This is a genomic window from Singulisphaera rosea (genome assembly GCF_054877945.1).
On record NZ_JBTYIP020000001.1, the window covers coordinates 1 to 15547 of the forward strand.

The 15547-nt window shown below is 66.1% G+C and carries 16 protein-coding genes and 1 pseudogene; 15 read left to right on the forward strand and 2 right to left on the reverse strand.

Annotated elements, in window-relative coordinates; all coding sequences use genetic code 11:
* Positions 1–702: 702 nt before the first annotated feature.
* Positions 703–1581 (reverse strand): DNA-formamidopyrimidine glycosylase, encoded by an 879-nt coding sequence (gene mutM / locus ACYOEI_RS00005; RefSeq protein ID WP_462847185.1) that lies wholly within the window; start codon positions 1579–1581, stop codon positions 703–705.
* Positions 1582–1704: 123 nt separating this feature from the next.
* On the opposite strand from mutM, the gene ACYOEI_RS00010 reads away from it, so the two are divergent.
* From ACYOEI_RS00010 to ACYOEI_RS00080, 15 genes and pseudogenes are all read left to right on the forward strand, one after another.
* Complete coding sequence (locus ACYOEI_RS00010) at positions 1705–2592, forward strand: DeoR/GlpR family DNA-binding transcription regulator (protein ID WP_462847186.1); 888 nt, start codon at positions 1705–1707, stop codon at positions 2590–2592.
* Positions 2589–3275 (forward strand): PduL/EutD family phosphate acyltransferase, encoded by a 687-nt coding sequence (locus tag ACYOEI_RS00015; protein ID WP_462847187.1) that lies wholly within the window; start codon positions 2589–2591, stop codon positions 3273–3275. The genes ACYOEI_RS00010 and ACYOEI_RS00015 overlap by 4 nt, the downstream gene beginning before the upstream one ends.
* 99 nt (positions 3276–3374) lie before the next feature.
* Entirely contained in the window at positions 3375–3707 is a 333-nt protein-coding gene (locus tag ACYOEI_RS00020; RefSeq protein WP_462847188.1) for a BMC domain-containing protein, read from the forward strand.
* A 5-nt stretch (positions 3708–3712) separates the two neighbouring features.
* Positions 3713–4036 (forward strand): BMC domain-containing protein, encoded by a 324-nt coding sequence (locus ACYOEI_RS00025; RefSeq protein ID WP_462847189.1) that lies wholly within the window; start codon positions 3713–3715, stop codon positions 4034–4036.
* Between the two features lie 112 nt (positions 4037–4148).
* A complete protein-coding gene (locus tag ACYOEI_RS00030; protein ID WP_462847190.1) occupies positions 4149–4436 on the forward strand; it encodes a BMC domain-containing protein in 288 nt (95 codons plus the stop codon).
* Positions 4433–5626 (forward strand): acetate/propionate family kinase, encoded by a 1194-nt coding sequence (locus ACYOEI_RS00035; RefSeq protein ID WP_462847191.1) that lies wholly within the window; start codon positions 4433–4435, stop codon positions 5624–5626. Before ACYOEI_RS00030 ends, ACYOEI_RS00035 begins: the two co-directional genes overlap by 4 nt.
* 66 nt (positions 5627–5692) lie before the next feature.
* The gene (locus ACYOEI_RS00040; protein ID WP_462847192.1) at positions 5693–6010 is read left to right on the forward strand and encodes a EutN/CcmL family microcompartment protein; all 318 of its coding nucleotides are present in this window, start codon (positions 5693–5695) and stop codon (positions 6008–6010) included.
* 83 nt (positions 6011–6093) lie between these two features.
* Positions 6094–7521, forward strand: a complete 1428-nt coding sequence (locus ACYOEI_RS00045; protein WP_462847193.1) for an aldehyde dehydrogenase — start codon at positions 6094–6096, stop codon at positions 7519–7521.
* A 123-nt stretch (positions 7522–7644) separates the two neighbouring features.
* Positions 7645–7899 (forward strand): EutN/CcmL family microcompartment protein, encoded by a 255-nt coding sequence (locus ACYOEI_RS00050; protein ID WP_462847194.1) that lies wholly within the window; start codon positions 7645–7647, stop codon positions 7897–7899.
* Positions 7896–8696 (forward strand): hypothetical protein, encoded by an 801-nt coding sequence (locus ACYOEI_RS00055; RefSeq protein ID WP_462847195.1) that lies wholly within the window; start codon positions 7896–7898, stop codon positions 8694–8696. The genes ACYOEI_RS00050 and ACYOEI_RS00055 overlap by 4 nt, the downstream gene beginning before the upstream one ends.
* Before the next feature lie 22 nt (positions 8697–8718).
* On the forward strand, positions 8719–8997 hold the full coding sequence (locus tag ACYOEI_RS00060) for a EutN/CcmL family microcompartment protein (protein ID WP_462847196.1): 279 nt from the start codon (positions 8719–8721) through the stop codon (positions 8995–8997).
* A gap of 34 nt (positions 8998–9031) precedes the next feature.
* Positions 9032–9943 (forward strand): class II aldolase/adducin family protein, encoded by a 912-nt coding sequence (locus ACYOEI_RS00065; RefSeq protein WP_462847197.1) that lies wholly within the window; start codon positions 9032–9034, stop codon positions 9941–9943.
* A gap of 54 nt (positions 9944–9997) precedes the next feature.
* Positions 9998–10918 (forward strand): annotated as a pseudogene (locus ACYOEI_RS00070) (lactate/malate dehydrogenase family protein); the annotation flags it as partial.
* Positions 10919–11084: 166 nt separating this feature from the next.
* Positions 11085–12428, forward strand: a complete 1344-nt coding sequence (locus ACYOEI_RS00075; RefSeq protein WP_462847198.1) for a hypothetical protein — start codon at positions 11085–11087, stop codon at positions 12426–12428.
* Positions 12425–14203: a hypothetical protein gene (locus tag ACYOEI_RS00080; protein ID WP_462847199.1), complete on the forward strand. Its 1779-nt coding sequence runs from the start codon at positions 12425–12427 to the stop codon at positions 14201–14203. The genes ACYOEI_RS00075 and ACYOEI_RS00080 overlap by 4 nt, the downstream gene beginning before the upstream one ends.
* A 138-nt stretch (positions 14204–14341) precedes the next feature.
* On the opposite strand, the gene ACYOEI_RS00085 is transcribed toward ACYOEI_RS00080, so the two are convergent.
* Positions 14342–15463, reverse strand: a complete 1122-nt coding sequence (locus ACYOEI_RS00085) for a Gfo/Idh/MocA family protein (RefSeq protein ID WP_462847200.1) — start codon at positions 15461–15463, stop codon at positions 14342–14344.
* Between the last annotated feature and the right edge of the window lie 84 nt (positions 15464–15547).

Here is a 15547-nt window from a genome sequence, read left to right on the forward strand (position 1 = left end):
CTGGCTCCGCAGCGAAGCGCAGGTGCCTGTCCCCGTTTCCGCCGCAGCGGACGGCGACGGCCCGGAAAATGGGGACAGGCACCCGGCCTCCATGTTCATTCGCGAAAACCCCAGCCTGATCCTGCCGGGAGCCAGTCCCCGTTTTCCTCCGACGTGCGCAACGCGTGTGTGATCCGCTATAGTCGCCCGACATGCGAGCCCGGGTGGAGAGGTCGCCTTCGTAGGGATTCGTGGGTGCGATCCTTTTCGACTCGGGCTTCGCGGGAGGCTATTCTACATCCCGGAGCGTCTAGAAGGCCGGCGCTGGGTCCTCGACCGGGCCGACGGGCCCTTGCTGGGCAGATGCGCGGTCACAGCACCACAAACACACCAATGCAAATATCTTATTGACAAACGTCCGGTGTCCAATCCCCAGACACGGCGTCACAATCGTTCCAGGTTATGTGCCATACGGGCCAGGCCTTTCCTGAAAAAAGTATCGTTTCAATGAAGTGTCTTCATGAGCCGATTGATTTCCGGGCAGCCGGTAGACCCGACATACAGGTCGCGTCCGGGGACCAAACTGGGCCAGAACTCGAAGGGACAGGGCCGGGCTTGCTTCCAGCAACCGTGGTCTAAGCTCGTTCAAAATCCCTACATCCCGTCGAGCCCCCCAAAACCCTCAACGAAAACGACATTCGCTCTATTTCATGCTATATCATGTCAACTTTTTATTTTATCGGGTCTCTCCCGGCCTCGTTGGGAGGGTTTGAGCGGCTGGCAGGCGGGGCAGAAGTGGGTCGGGCGGCCCGCGAGGCCGGCGATCCGAGTCTTCTCGATCGGGGAGCCGCAGGAGGGGCAAGGTTGTCCCCCTCGACCGTACATGGCGTTCTTGGCGAGGAAGCCCCCTTCAAGCCCTAGGACCGTGCGGTAACCGGCGTCGAAGCTCGAGCCCTCGGCGGCGATCGCCTCCGCCAGGACTTCGCCGATCGCCGCATGTAGCCGGCCGAGTTCGTCCGCCTTCAATGAGTCGGCCGGCCGGGTCGGGTGGATTCGCGAGCGGAAGAGCACTTCGTCCGCATAGATGTTACCGATCCCGGCGAGGACCTTCTGATCCATCAGGGTCGGCTTGATGCCCCGCGTGGTCCTCGAAAGGCGTGCGGCGAGGTCGTCTCGAAGGATCTCGAGCGCATCGGGCCCGTGGGAACGGTCGAATGCCTCCTGGGCGAGTTCGGGGCTGGCGAACCAGGCGATTTTCCCCAGGCGACGGTTGTCGCAAAACCAGACCGTCTCCCTTGATCCGTCCGGATGGAGCGTCATGCGCACGTGGTCCGGGCGTTCGGGAGTGACGAGCCAAAACCCTCCAGTCATTCGGGGCTGGATGACGATCAATCCACGGTCTCCGCCGAAGATGATGACGACCCACTTGCCCCGACGCTCGACTCGCGCGACGTTCGCGCCTCGGCTCCGGGACTCGATCTCATTCGTCGTGCAGCCTTGTAACAGGAACGGGTCGATGACCTTCAAGTCGCGCAAGGCTCGACCTTCGAGGGCCGGCCGCAACCCACGAACCATCGTCTCGACTTCGGGCAACTCGGGCATATTCGGTTTCCTCCGCCTTCTTTCCTCATTTTAAGCCTCACGACAATCGTTCGCCGCCTCGAGCCGCGAATCCGTCAAAAACCTCCAAAAGCGGCCAATCGCCTTGAAGGTTCTTGACAAATCGTGATTGAGGTTGAAGACTATTATCGTAAGGTCGTGCTCGGTTCCCTCCGGCAGGATTTCATGCTCGCGGAAACACGGCGTCGACTGCTCCTGGATTTGATCACCCGGCAAGGGTTCGCGACCCTTGAGGAGCTGGTGAGGTCTTCGGGAGCCTCGGAGAGTACCGTTCGCCGCGACCTCGAGGCGTTGGACATGTCGAGGGCCGTCAAGCGGACCCACGGCGGGGCGGTCTTCCTCGGCGAGGTCCGACCCGTTCCGCCGTTCGAGGAACGGGCGACGACCGCGACCGTGGAGAAGCAGGCGATCGGGCGGGCGGCGGCCTCGCTCCTCGAGGACGGCGACACGGTACTGCTCGACGGCGGGACGACGACCCTGGAGGTGGCCCGGGCCCTGATCGGCAGGCCGCTGCAGGTGGTGACGAATAGCCTCCCGATCGCACAGCTCCTGGCGTCGAGCGCATCGATTGATTTGATCATGATCGGTGGATATCTCTACCCGAGGACCGGGGTCGCCCTCGGTCCCCTGGCCATCGCGACGATGCAGGGGATCCGCGTGCGGAAGTCGATCCTGGGCGCGGGGGGGATCATGACCGAGGGAATTTATAACGAGAACCTCCTCCTGGTGGAGACGGAGCGGCAGATGATGTCGTGCGGCCAGGAGGTGGTGATCGTCGCCGACCACTCGAAGTTCGGGCGTCTGGCGTTGTCGAGGCTCTGCGGCCTGGACGAGATCCACCACGTCGTCTCGGACCCGGGCCTGCCGTCCGACTACCGCAACCTGCTCGACTCGCACGGCGTATCCATCCACCTGGCTCACTTGGGCGCGGAATCGGCCGAAGGCCGGACAAATGGGGCGGCCCGCCTCGACGGGTCGAGGACAGACGCATGAGCAGCCTCGTCGCATCGCGTGACCAAATCGAGCACCTGGTCCGCTCGATCCTCCAGAAGCAGTTGGGGGGCGCCCCGGCCAACGGCCAGGCGAAGGCCGATACCTATCGGCCAAACCTCGTGGCGAACATCTCGGCGCGTCACTGCCACTTGACCCAGGCGGACGTCGACGTCCTGTTCGGCCAGGGCTACCAGCTCACGGCGATGAAGTCGCTCTACCAGGCCACCGACTTCGCGGCCAACGAGACGGTCGCGGTCGTGGGGCCTCGCCAGAGGATGATCCCCGGCGTCCGGATCCTCGGGCCCTGCCGAACGTTCAGCCAGGTCGAGCTCTCGTTCACCGACGCGATCAGCCTGGGGATCGACATCCCCGTCCGACTCTCGGGCGACATCGAGGGGACTCCCGGGTGCCTGCTCATCGGGCCCAAGGGGAGCCTGGTCATGCCCAAGGGGGTCATCCGTGCCGAGCGACACGTCCACATGGGGCCGAAGGACGCCGAGTACTACGGCGTCAAGCACCTCGACCGGCTGAACATGCGGATCGAGGGGACCTGCCCGACCACGCTCGAGGGGCTCCTGGTGCGGACCCACCCCGACTGGAAGCTCGAGGTCCACATCGACACCGACGAGGCGAACTGCTGCGACCTGGCGAAGGCCACCAAGGTCACCTTGGTGCGTCCCTGATCCGTCCCGTACGAATCATCGATAACCGTCTGCGCAACCGTGCGAGTCATCCCCCAACGAACGACCTGATCCGACCCGAATGACCGAAGGAGGGCCGCGATGGCCTCATCGACGCTTGAAGCACTAGGCATGATCGAATGCAAGGGGTTCGTCGCGCTCGTCGAAGCCAGCGACGCGATGTTGAAGGCGGCCAACGTTGAGCTGGTCGGCTGGGACAAGATCGGCAGCGGCCTGGTCACGGCCTTCGTGGCGGGCGACGTCGCGGCGGTCAAGGCGGCGGTCGACGCGGGTGCGGCGGCGGCGAGCCGGATCGGCGAGGTTGTGAGCGTCCAGGTCATCCCGCGTCCGCACGAGGACCTCGCCGGGATCCTCACCTTCACCAAGGCCGCGCCCCCCGCCCCCGCCAAGTCCTCCAAGAACGAGGGAGCCTGAACCCCATGGCCACGATCCAGAAGAGTGCCCCCCAGGCCGCGTCGAACGGCCGAGGGTTCAATGGTGACGCCCTCGGCCTGGTCGAGACCAAGGGCCTGGTCGGCGTGATCGAGGCGACGGACGCGATGCTGAAGGCCGCGAACGTGACCCTCGTCGGTCGCGTCGGCATCGGTGCCGCGTTCATCACGACGCTGGTCCGCGGCGACGTCGGCAGCGTCCGCGCCGCCGTCGAAGCCGGTGCCGAGGCCGCCAGCCGCGTCGGCGAGCTGGTCAGCGCCCACGTCATCCCCAGGCCCGACGAGGCCGTCCTGCGGACCTACATCGGCTAAGGCGAGGGGGACGCGCTCGTCCCCCATCCCCGGCGAGCCCGGCAAATCCAGCCGGGCGGGCCCTGCTCGCGCCGAGGCCCGGGACGAGTCTTCCATCGAAAAGGCAGCACACATGAATGGCTCTGCACTTGGACTGATCGAGACCCAAGGTCTCGTCGGCCTGATCAATGCGGTCGACGCGATGCTCAAGGCGGCGAACGTCGAGCTCGCCAGCTCCGTCATCAAGCTCGACGGCGGGATTGTCAGCGTCTTGATCCGGGGCGACGTCAGTAGCGTCCGCGCCGCCGTCGAGGCGGGCGCCGAGGCGGCGAGCCGGATCGGCGAACTGAAGGCCGCCCACGTCATCCCCAGGCCGGGCGCCCGCGTCCTCGAGGCGTTCGGCGGAGGTTCGGCACGTTGAAAATCCTCGTCGCGAATCTCGGCAGCACCAGCTTCAAGTATCGCCTCTACGACCTCGGCGACGGGTCGGAGCAACTGCTGGCCCGCGGGTCCGTCGAGCGGATCGGCTCAGACAACGCCAAGGTCGTGATCCGCTCCGACCACGGCGACCTCGAGTCGGTCCGCCCGATCGCCGACCATGGCGACGCCTTGCAGATCTGCCTCGACCAACTGGTCGACCCCAAGAACGGGGTCTTGGAGCGGGCCTCCGACGTCGCGGCGATCGGGTTCAAGGCGGTCCACGCCCGCAACCTGACCGGCGTGCAGCGGGTCGACGAACGCGTCCTCGAGGCGATGGAAGCGTTCGCCGACGTCACCCCCGCGCACAATCCACCCTACATCAAAGCGATGCGGATGCTCGGGGAGCGATTCCCGAACCTCCCGCTCGTCGCCGCCTTCGAGACCGGCTTCCACCGCACGATCCCCGAGTGCAACCAGCGCTATGCGATCCCCGAAGAGTGGGCGACCACCCTCGGCGTCCGCCGCTGGGGCTTCCACGGGGCGAGCCATCGGTACATCTCCGGCCGGATGGCCGAGCTCCTGGGTCGTAACGACCTCAAGCTGATCTCCTGCCACCTCGGCGGCAGCTCCTCCGTCTGCGCCATTCGCAACGGCCAGTCGGCGGCGACCTCGATGGGCATGAGCCCCCAGTCCGGACTGCCGCAGAACAACCGCGTGGGCGACTTCGACCTGTTCGCCCTGCCGGCCCTGATCCGCGAGACCGGGCACTCGCTCGACCAGATCCTCGACATCCTTGCCAACAAGTCGGGCCTCGAAGGGGTCAGCGGCGCCGGGAGGGACTTGAGGGACATCGAGGCGGCCTCGGCGGCCGGCGACGAGAAGGCTACCCTGGCCCTCGACGTCTACATCGCCTCGGTCCGGCACTACCTCGGCGCCTACCTCGTCGAGCTCGGCGGGGCCGACGCGATCGTCTTCACCGGCGGGATCGGCGAGAACTCGGTCAAGATCCGCTCGGGCGTCTGCCGAGACCTGGGCTGGTTCGGCATCGAGCTCGACCCGACCGCAAATGCCTCGGGCGACGCCGAACGCAAGGTCTCCGCCCCGGGCTCGCGCGTCCAGGTGTGGACGGTCCCGACCAACGAAGAGATCGTCGTCGCCCGACAGGCGAAAGAGCTTCTCTCCGGGGCGTGATCGCCGCTCGTACTTGCCGACGATTACCGACGTCCGCGTCCGAGTCCCCAGGGAGTCCCTCCGACCATGTTCGTCGCCCGAGTGACCGGCAGTGTGGTGGCCACCCAGAAAGTGGCGTCGATGACCGGGCACAAGCTCCTGACCGTCGAGCCCTACCGGGTCGACGAGAAGGCGAAGGACCGCCTGGTCCCGACCGGGAGGACGTTCGTGGTGGTCGACACGCTAGGGGCCGGGCTCGACGAGATGGTCCTCATCTGCCAGGGGTCGAGCGCCAGGCTCACCCCCGAGACCGAAAAGCTGCCGATCGACGCGGTCGTCATCGGGCTGGTCGACACGGTCGACGTCGGCGGCCAAACGATCTTCTCGAGTCGCGAGCCGTCCTGAACCGGACTGAAGCCTCGCGGCTCGCGTCCTCGACTCGCCCCACCGGACCGGCGTGACGTCCACGCCCTTTACGAGTGCCTGACATGGAAATGACCGAAGATCTGATCCGCAACCTGGTCCAGCAGGTCCTCTCGCAGATGGGGGGCGAGGTTGCGCCGACGAATGGCAAGGCCCCGGCCAAACCCTCCGGCCAGCTCGGCGTCTACCCGACCGCCGATGCCGCCGTCAACGCCGCCAACGCCGCCTTTGATCTCTTCAAGACCCGGCCGTTCGGCGACCGCAAGAAGGCGGTCGACTGCATCCGCAAGATCTGCGTCGAGCAGGCCGAGGAACTCGGCAAGCTCGAGCTCGAAGAGACGAAGATCGGCCGGCTCGACCACAAGATCGCCAAGCTCCGCGACGCCATCCCCAAGGCCCCCGGGGTCGAGTACATCCGCACCGAGAACTTCTCGGGTGACGACGGCCTGACCCTGACCGACTTCTCCCCGTTCGGCGTCATCGGCGCCATCACGCCGGTCACGCACAGCCTGCCGACCCTGGCGGGTAACGCGATCAACATGCTCGCGTCGGGCAACACGGTCGTCTTCAATGCCCACCCGTCGGGGGCGAAGATCGCCGCCGAAGGGGTCCGCCGCTTCAACAGGGCGATCCGCGAGGCGATCGGCCTCGACGACCTGCTGACGATCATCGACCCGCCGACCCTCGAGTCGGCCGCGGCCCTGTTCGACCACAAGGGGGTCCGGCTCCTCGTGGTGACCGGCGGCCCGGCGGTCGCGAGGGCGGCCCTGGCGAGCAAGCGCCGGGCGATCGTGGCGGGACCGGGGAATCCGCCGGTCGTCGTCGACGCGACGGCCTGCCTCGAGAACGCCGCTCGCTCGATCGTCGCGGGCGCGGCGTTCGATAACAACCTGCTCTGCATCGGCGAAAAGCAGGTTTTCGCCGTCGCCGAGATCTACGACAAGCTGATGGAGGCCGTCTCGAGGCACGGCGGGTTCCGGCTCAACTCGGCCCAGATCGACGCGCTCACCAAAGTCGCGTTCAAGCCGGGCAGCGACGGGGCCTTGCACGTCAACAAAGACCTGGTCGGCCAGGATCCGGTCGTGCTCGGCAAGTTCGCCGGCGTCGACGTCCCTGCCGGGACCCAGATCGTCTACGGCGAGACCGGGGTCGAGCACCCGTTCGTCGAGCACGAACAGATGATGCCCTTCATTCCGTTCGTCCGGGTATCGAACGTCGACCGCGCGATCGCCCTGGCGAAAGAGACCGAGCACGGCTACGGCCACACGGCGATCCTGCACTCGCGCGACACCTCGGTGATGTCGAAGATGGGCAAGCTGATGGACTGCACGGTGTTCGTTATCAACGGCCCCAGCCCCGCCGGCCTCGGCCTCGGCGGCGAAGGCGTCCTCTCCTTCTCCATCGCCGGCCCGACCGGCGAAGGCGTCACGACGCCGCTGACGTTCTGCCGGCAACGCCGGACGGCTGTCGTTGGAAGCATGCGGTTTGTCTAAGCGGCGGACCCACCACAAAGGACACAAAGACGACAAAGGAAATTATTCGAAAACTTTTTGATTTGCATTTCTTTGTGTCCTTTGTGCCTTCGTGGCGAACTCTCCCCTCCGGGAATCGACCCAATGCAACTCGGCCGTGTGATCGGGACGGCGACGGCAACGGTCAAGCATCCGTCCTTTCAAGGGGAACGGTTGCTCGTCGTGCAGTTGGAGGGTCGCTCGGGGCAGCCCGACGGCGAGCCGGTCCTGGCGTTCGACCGGATGGGGGCGGGGCGAGGTGACATGGTCCTGCTAACGAACGACGGGATGACCTTGCAAGAACAGCTCGGGCGTAATACGCCCGGGCGTTGGAGCGTGATGGGGCTGCCCGACCGATGAGTCAGCCGAGTCTCGAAGAAGTCCAGGCGGCCGTGAGGTCGGTCCTGCTGGATCGTGCGGAGCGGCCGAAGCCGAAGGCCCAAGCGGCCCCGGCCCGCGCCGATCGGTACGCCGACGTCTTCGCGGGGCGACTCCTCGCACTTCGGCACGCGGAAGCCTTGTCCGATCGGGCTCGAGAGGTCCGGGTCACGCCCGGGACCGTGATCACCCCCCTCGCCCGGGATTTGTTGAAGCGGCGAGGCATCGCGGTGCGAATCGTCTCGAGGCACGAAATCGCCTCGGTTCGCCGGGAAGGGGAGTGGGGATTCGCGATCGGGCTCGAGTCGGGCCTGGTCTCGGCGATCCGCAGGGGCCTCCTCGACGACGTCCGCCCCTGGGTTGAGCTCGACCCTTCGGTTGACGCCGCGGCCCGATGGGTGGCCGAAGCGACCGACCGAGGCGCGATGCTCGTGACCGAGGAAGCTTCGGTCGCCGTCTGGAAGGCGTGCCAGATCCCGGAGATCCGTGCCGCGACGGCCGTCGACGTCGAGTCCGTCACGCGAGGCGTCCGAAGACTCGGGACGAATCTGCTCGTGGTCGAACCCGCCGGGAAGTCGATCGCCTTGCTGAAACACATGGGCCTGGCGTTCCGGCAAGCCGGGGCCCCCGAGCTCCCCGAAGAATTGTCGGATGTGCGGCCCGGGCCGTCGGACGAGGATCGGTTCGTCGAGCGCGTCCTTCGCTCGATGCAACCCCCGACGATCACGCCGGTCCGGCTCCAGGGACAACCGAATCTGTTGGGCTTCCCGACGTGGTGATCGAGGGAAGGGAGGGGCGGAGATGCGAATCGCCGAGGTGATTGGCCGAGTGACGCTGTCGAGGATCCACCCGAGCCTCCGCGCCGCCCGGTTCGTCATCGCCCTCCCGATGCCGTTGGAAGCCCTGCTCGAAGATTCCCCCGGGCGCGGCGAGGAGGTCATCGCGTATGACGACCTCGGGGCCAGCCCGGGTGCCTTGATCGGACTCAGCGAGGGCCGCGAGGCGGCCAACCCGTTCGGAAAAGTCAAAACGCCTGTGGATGCTTACTGCGCCTGCCTCCTGGATCGACTGTCGCTGTGAGCGGACCGGGGCGGCCTCTTGATCGGAGAGAACGATGATGGTCGGCAACGGTTCGATGACGAGCGAATGGAAACTCCGCGAGGAGATGTGTGAAATTGGCCGGCGCGTTTATGCCAAGGGCTTCGCCGCCGCCAACGACGGTAACATCAGCTACCGGCTCAGCGACGACCGCGTGCTCTGCACGCCGACGCGGGTCTCGAAGGGCTTCATGAAGCCCGACGACCTCTGCATCGTCGACATGGACGGAAAGCAGGTCGCGGGGAAGCGCAAGCGGTCGAGCGAGATCCTCTTGCACCTCTCGATCATGAAGACCCGCCCGGACGTGAAGTCGTGCGTCCACTGCCACCCGCCCCACGCCACCGCCTTCGCCGTCGCCCACGAGCCGATCCCGAAGTGCACGATGCCGGAGTTCGAGGTCTTCCTCGGCGAGGTCGCGATCACCCCGTACGAAACGCCGGGCACCCAGGCGTTCGCCGACACGGTGATCCCTTACGTCAAGGACACCGACGTCATCCTGCTGGCGAACCACGGCACGATCACCGCCGGCAGCGACTTGATGGACGCCTACTTCAAGACCGAGATCATCGACGCCTACTGCCGGATCCTGATCCTCACCAAGCAGCTTGGCCGAGTGAACTATTACAGCGACGAGAAGGCCGCCGAGCTGCTGAAGATCAAGCCGAACCTCGGGATCCGCGACGTCCGGCTCGAGAAGGGGCTCGAGAACTGCGACCTCTGCGGCAATAGCCTGTTCCGCGAGGGCTACACCGAGTTCAAGCCCGAACACCAGGCGTTCATCCCGGCCAAGCTCCAGCAGGCCGCGACCCCGGCGCCGGCACCGTCCTCGAACGGCTCCGCGTCGAAGGGTGGCGCGGACATGGAGTCGCTCGTCAAGTTGATCACCGACCAGGTCGTCCAGGCGATGGGAAGCGTCAGCCGGTCCTGAAACCACCGCTCGCAAGCAAGGTCGTCCCCCGCGAAGGGGACGAGGAGGCAACAGATGAAAGTCAGCATCATCGGCGGCGGCGGCCTGGTCGGCTCGTGCGCAGCCTTCGCGTTGCAGTGCGGCGGTGTGGTCAGCCAGATCGACCTCATCGACCTGAACGCCGACCTCTGCCGAGGCCAGGCACTCGATCTCCTCCACGGCGCCTCGCTCGTGGCGGACCAGCGAATCCGGGCGACCGGTTACGAGGCGATCCCCGAGAGCGACGTCATCACGGTGACCGCCGGGTTGCGGAGGAAGCCGGATGAGAGCCGCCTCGACTTGATCAACCGCAACGTCGAGCTCTTCCTCAGCATCCTCGGCCAGGTCAAGGCCGCCGGTCCGAAGAAAGACGCGATCGTCCTGGTCGTCTCGAACCCGGTCGACGTGCTGACCTACCTGGCGACCGCCCAGCTCGGACTCCCCTCGAACCAGGTCATCGGCCTCGGCACCCAGCTCGACTCGGCGCGGTTCCGGAGCCTGATCGCCGAGGCCCTCAAGCTGCCGCCGACGCAGGTCACCGCGACCATCCTCGGCGAGCACGGTGATAGCATGGTCCCGATCTGGTCGGCCGCCCAGGCCGCCGGCCTGCCGCTCGAGAAGTTCCCCGGCTGGGACTCGGGGACCGCCGAAGCCCTCTTCAAGCGGACCAAAGGCAGTGGCGCCGAGGTCATCAAGCTCAAGGGCGGGGCCGGCTTCGCGGTCGGGATGTCGATCCGCGACGTGATCCACGCCGTCGCGCTCGACCAGAAGCGGATCCTCCCGGTCTCGTCGCTCGTCTCCGGCCAGTACGGCATGCGAGACGTCTGCATCTCGGTCCCCACGGTCGTCGGCCGCAAGGGGGTCGAGGCGCAGCTCGAGATCGAGCTCTGGCCGAAAGAAGTCTCCGCCCTCCAGCATTCAGCCCAGGTCCTCCGCGAGACGATCGACCAAGTCCTGAAGACGAACCCGAACGCCGCGAAGTCCTCGCCCAAGCCCTCGACCGGCTCGAACGGGTCCACCTCGGGGTCTTCGAAGCCGGTCCGAGTCACGATGAGCTCGGGAGGCAACGGCAACTACGGCTCGTCCCGCGTCACGATCTCGGGCCAGTCGAACGGGGGAAATCGTGGATAAGTCGCTCGACCGGAAGCTCGCCGCGATCCACGCCAACCCGAACTGCCGCGAGTTCATCCTCGCCGATGCCAAGGACGCCGACATGGCGTTCGGCATCGGCGCGCCCGGACTCTCGCCCGAATCCCACGCGGGCGAGGTCCGGAACAAGACGCTCGAAGAGTACCGAGAGCAGATGCGGCAAATCACCCGCCAGGGTGCCGTCGACATCATGCTCATGTCGGCCAGCACGAACTACGCCCTCACGATCCACGAGCGGCTGTTCGAGAACTCGCACGTGACGCCGGCCGTCCGCGCCAACGACACGACCGACGTCCACCTGGCCCGGGGCGCCCACTACGCCGAATCCCCCTCGCGGCCCTTCCGCACCGCCAGCCTCGACCACATCCAGTGCGGGCACCTCGACTGTGCCCCCGATGAACGGGTGCTCGGCGCGAACCTCGGGCTCTACAGCGTCACGTTCAATAACGATCTCGCGCACGACGTAGCCACGCTCGAGCGGTTCCACGAGTTCCGCGCCGAGGCCGAGCGCAAGGGGTTCCGCTACTTCCTTGAAGTGTTCGACCCGAACATGCCCGAGGCCATCCCTCCGGACGTGCTCCCGGGATTCATCAACGACATGATCGCGCGGATGCTGGCGGGCGTCGCCCCGGCCGGCCGGCCCGTCTTCTTGAAGATGGTGTATCACGGGCCGAGGGCGATGGAAGAGCTCTTCCGCTACGACCCGCACCTCGTGATCGGGATCCTCGGCGGCTCGGCCGGGACGACGCTCGACGCCTTCCAGCTCCTCTTCGACGCCCAGAAGTACGGGGCGAAGGTCGCGCTCTTCGGCCGTAAGATCAACGGGGCGGAGAACCAACTTGCCTTCGTGCAGTTCCTCCGACTGATCGTCGACGGGGTGATCGCGCCCGTCGACGCGGTGAAGGCCTACCACGCCGTCCTCGGAAAGCTCGGGATCCGGCCACATCGCTCACTCGAGGTAGACCTGACGAACCAGGTCGGCTCGATGAGCTATGGCGAGAAGAAGGTCTCCGTGACCGTGCCGCCGAAGCCGCAGGCTGCCTCTCCTATCCTGGCGCCGGCCCCGGCTGCCGCGGCCCTCGATTGCCAGTGCCACACGAACGGTGCCAAGGTTCAGGAACCGGCCCGCAACGGTTCGGCCGCGGCCCACGACTGCGGCTGCCACTCGAACGTCGCGAAGCCCTCCGTCGAGCCGCAACGGAACGGCTCGATCGAGAAGGGTTTCCCGATTTTCTCCGACGGGCGACCCGACTTCGGTAAGATGGATGTCGGTCAGCGCCTCGCCTACCACCGACAGAGATTGGGACTGGGTCGATGAACCTGAGCACGACCGCGGCAGGACCTCCGGGGATTTCGACGGCGTCGAACTCGGATCAGGAGGTCCCGTACCGCGGCCATCTCGCCGCGGCGTGCCTCAGCATCGTCATCGGAATCGCCATCTCGGCCCTCCCCCACCTGCTCTGGTGGCCCAAGCTAGGTGTCCCCGTCTGGCTCGCCGACTATGACAACATCATCTACGCCCAACTCGGCGCTCAAGCCTACGACAACCATCCCACCCATCTCGCCGACCCCGTCGTCCCTTTCGGCAGCCGGAGCCCCTATTCCGACGTCGCCCTCCTGCCGAGCGTGATCGTCGCCAAGCTGCTCGACCTCGGGCCGATGGACATCTCATTGGTCTGGCGGATTTGGTCCGGGTTCGCCATCGGCCTGACGACCTATCTCCTCGTCAGCCAATTCGTGAAGCGTCCCCTCGCCGCGTTGGCGGCGACGTCGATCCTCCTGGTCGACGCCGGGAACCTGTCGACACAACTCCTCATCAAGCCGGCGGTGTTGACGCTCCAGGTCCTCTCGGGGAAGACGGGAGACCTCTTCTCGACCTATCCCCAGATCATGACCGTCTGGCGGATCGGGAACCCCGCGCTCACGCTCCCCTACGTATTGCTCCAAATCTGGCTGCTGACGCGGGCCCGTGAGTCCCCGACAGTGGCCAGGATCGTGCTCGCGGGACTCGGGTTCGGACTCTGCTTCTTCGCCGGGTTCTACTTCTGGACGGCGGCGGGGCTCGCCCTCGTGCTGGGGATCGCCCTCGACCCGGGCCGACGTCTGATGTACTTCCACGTCGGCTGGATCGGCGTCCTGGCCGGGCTCTATGCCATCATCACCTCTTACAACTTCAGCAAAGAGTTCCCGGTCGACTGGCTCCTCCGCGCCGACAAGTTCCTGAAGATCCCCCGGTTCCACGAGTTACTGTTTCCGAAGGCCTCGATCGCCCTCCTCGCACTCGGGCTCGTCTGGGCCCTCCGGCGCCGGCGCGACTTGATCCCCGTGGCGACGGTGGGGATGGCAGGACTGCTCCTGCTTAACCATCAAGTCGTGAGCAAGCTCCAGATCGAGAACTTCCACTGGATCTTCGTCTTCGGCCCGGTCATCTCGATTTTGGGCGTCCTCGTGGTGGCGGACATCCTTTCACAAGGGCTGGTGTGGTCGCCGGCGGTGCGAGTGCTGCTCGTCGCCGGAGTCGTCGTCCATCTGGCCATCGGACTCTGGCTCCGAGGCGTGGAGGCGACGCGGACCCTCGAGCCCCGCGAGATCCTCGCCGACTATGCGAACTATCGGGCGCAACGGGTCGTGGCGAAAGAGGGAAGGCTCGCGCCCAACGCGATCATCGGCGGAGATCAGAAATTCGCCGACCTCGCCGCCATCCTCGAGAACCAGCGCCCCCTCTCGGGCTACACCGTGATGATCAGCCCTTACATCGATCACGAAGAATGGGATGACCGCATTGCCCTGAACGCCTTCCTCCTCGGGCGCGACACCGCGACCTTCGAAAGCGAGCAGCGTACGCTCCTCGCGACCGACAAGTGGGGTCCCTGGTCTCGCGACAAGTCTTTGCAGGCCGTGCGGCTCGCCAGGCGCATGGGCACCTTCGCGGCGATTGCCGCCGGCACGCCGGCCGCCCTCGACCGGTTCAAGGTCCGTTACGTCGCCCTGCCGATAGAGACCCCGACGCCCGCCTACCTCCAGAAGGATTGGCGGTCGCTCCAGGCGGGAGCGACCTGGAACCTTTGGGAACGCACTCCCGCGTCCCGTTGACCACAAATGGTCGGGGCTCGTGTGATGTCCGTCCGAAATACAAGCTCGAAGCGCAAACGAGTGAATCTTCCTCGGATTTCATGGGGGAAGATTCATTCGCTTGCGCGTCGCGCTTTTAAAGTTCCGTTCGAGCGGTAATCAAGGAGTGGCGAGCGGGGTCTGGATCCAGGTCTTCTTCGCGTAGGATTCGAGGACCGCGTCGGCGACGATCTGGGCGTTCAGTCCGTCGTAGAAGCTCGGGACGGCCTGTCGGCGTTCCACGATGGCCGAGATGAACTCCCAGACGAGGTCGTAACGGAATACGGTCGCGGGAACTCCTTGGCTCGGATCCCGCGGGCTGTCCGCCGGCTTGAGGAACTCGGCCGGGACCTCGACGGGGGCGAGGTCTTGACCGGTCTTGCCGAGGAGGATCGCGTTCGGCTCGTGGAGCCGATAGACGGCCGAGCCTTCCGAGCCGTTGATCTCGGCCCACTCGTGGCCGAAGCCATTTCGTCCATACCCCTTGGCGAGCGTGGTCCCTTCCCAGACGCCCGTTGCGCCCGAGGCGAACTCGCCGATCAGGCTCGACCAATCATCGACGTCGGAGGGGGGACAGGGCTTGCCGTCAGGGGTCTGGGTGCGCGGGGCGAACCGCGCCACGGCGCCGCAGACGTGGGTGATCGGGCCCATGAGATCGATGGCGAAGTCGATCCGGTGGATCGTCATGTCGTAGAGGTCGCCCGCGCCGGCCTTGTCCTTGTACTGGCGCCAGCCCCAGCTCGTCTCGGGCCAGTCGAGGAAGCGCTGAGAGCGGAAGTGCCTGGGCTCTCCGAGCGCGCCCGACTTTAGCAGGTGCCGGAGGTATCGCATCGAGGGGGCGAAGCGGTAGGTGAACGCGGTCATGTGGACGACATTCGCGTCACGCGCGGCGACGTACATGTCGTGGACTTCGCCGGCGTTCAAACCGAGCGGCTTCTCGCACATGATGTGCTTGCCCGCCTGGGCCGCGGCCACCGAGATCGGCTTGTGGGTGAAGTTGGGCGTGGCGATGATCACCGCATCGACGTCGGGCGACTGGCAGAGGGCGACGGGGTCGGTGGTCACGAAGTCGACCCCCCAATCCGTCCGCCGCTTCTCGGCCAAAGCCGGGTCGGCGTCGCAGACCCCGGTCAGCTCGGCGCGAGGGTCGAGGCGAATCGCCGGGACGTGATGATAGTCGCTGACGGCCCCGGCCCCGATGATCCCGACACGCACCTTGCCCCGATTGGAAACATTCGACATCGGACTCTAAATCTCCTCGCCCCGACAACGCCCGGGCCGGCCTCGATCCCTTCTGAACGCTTGCCATTCACCCCACCGTCCTAC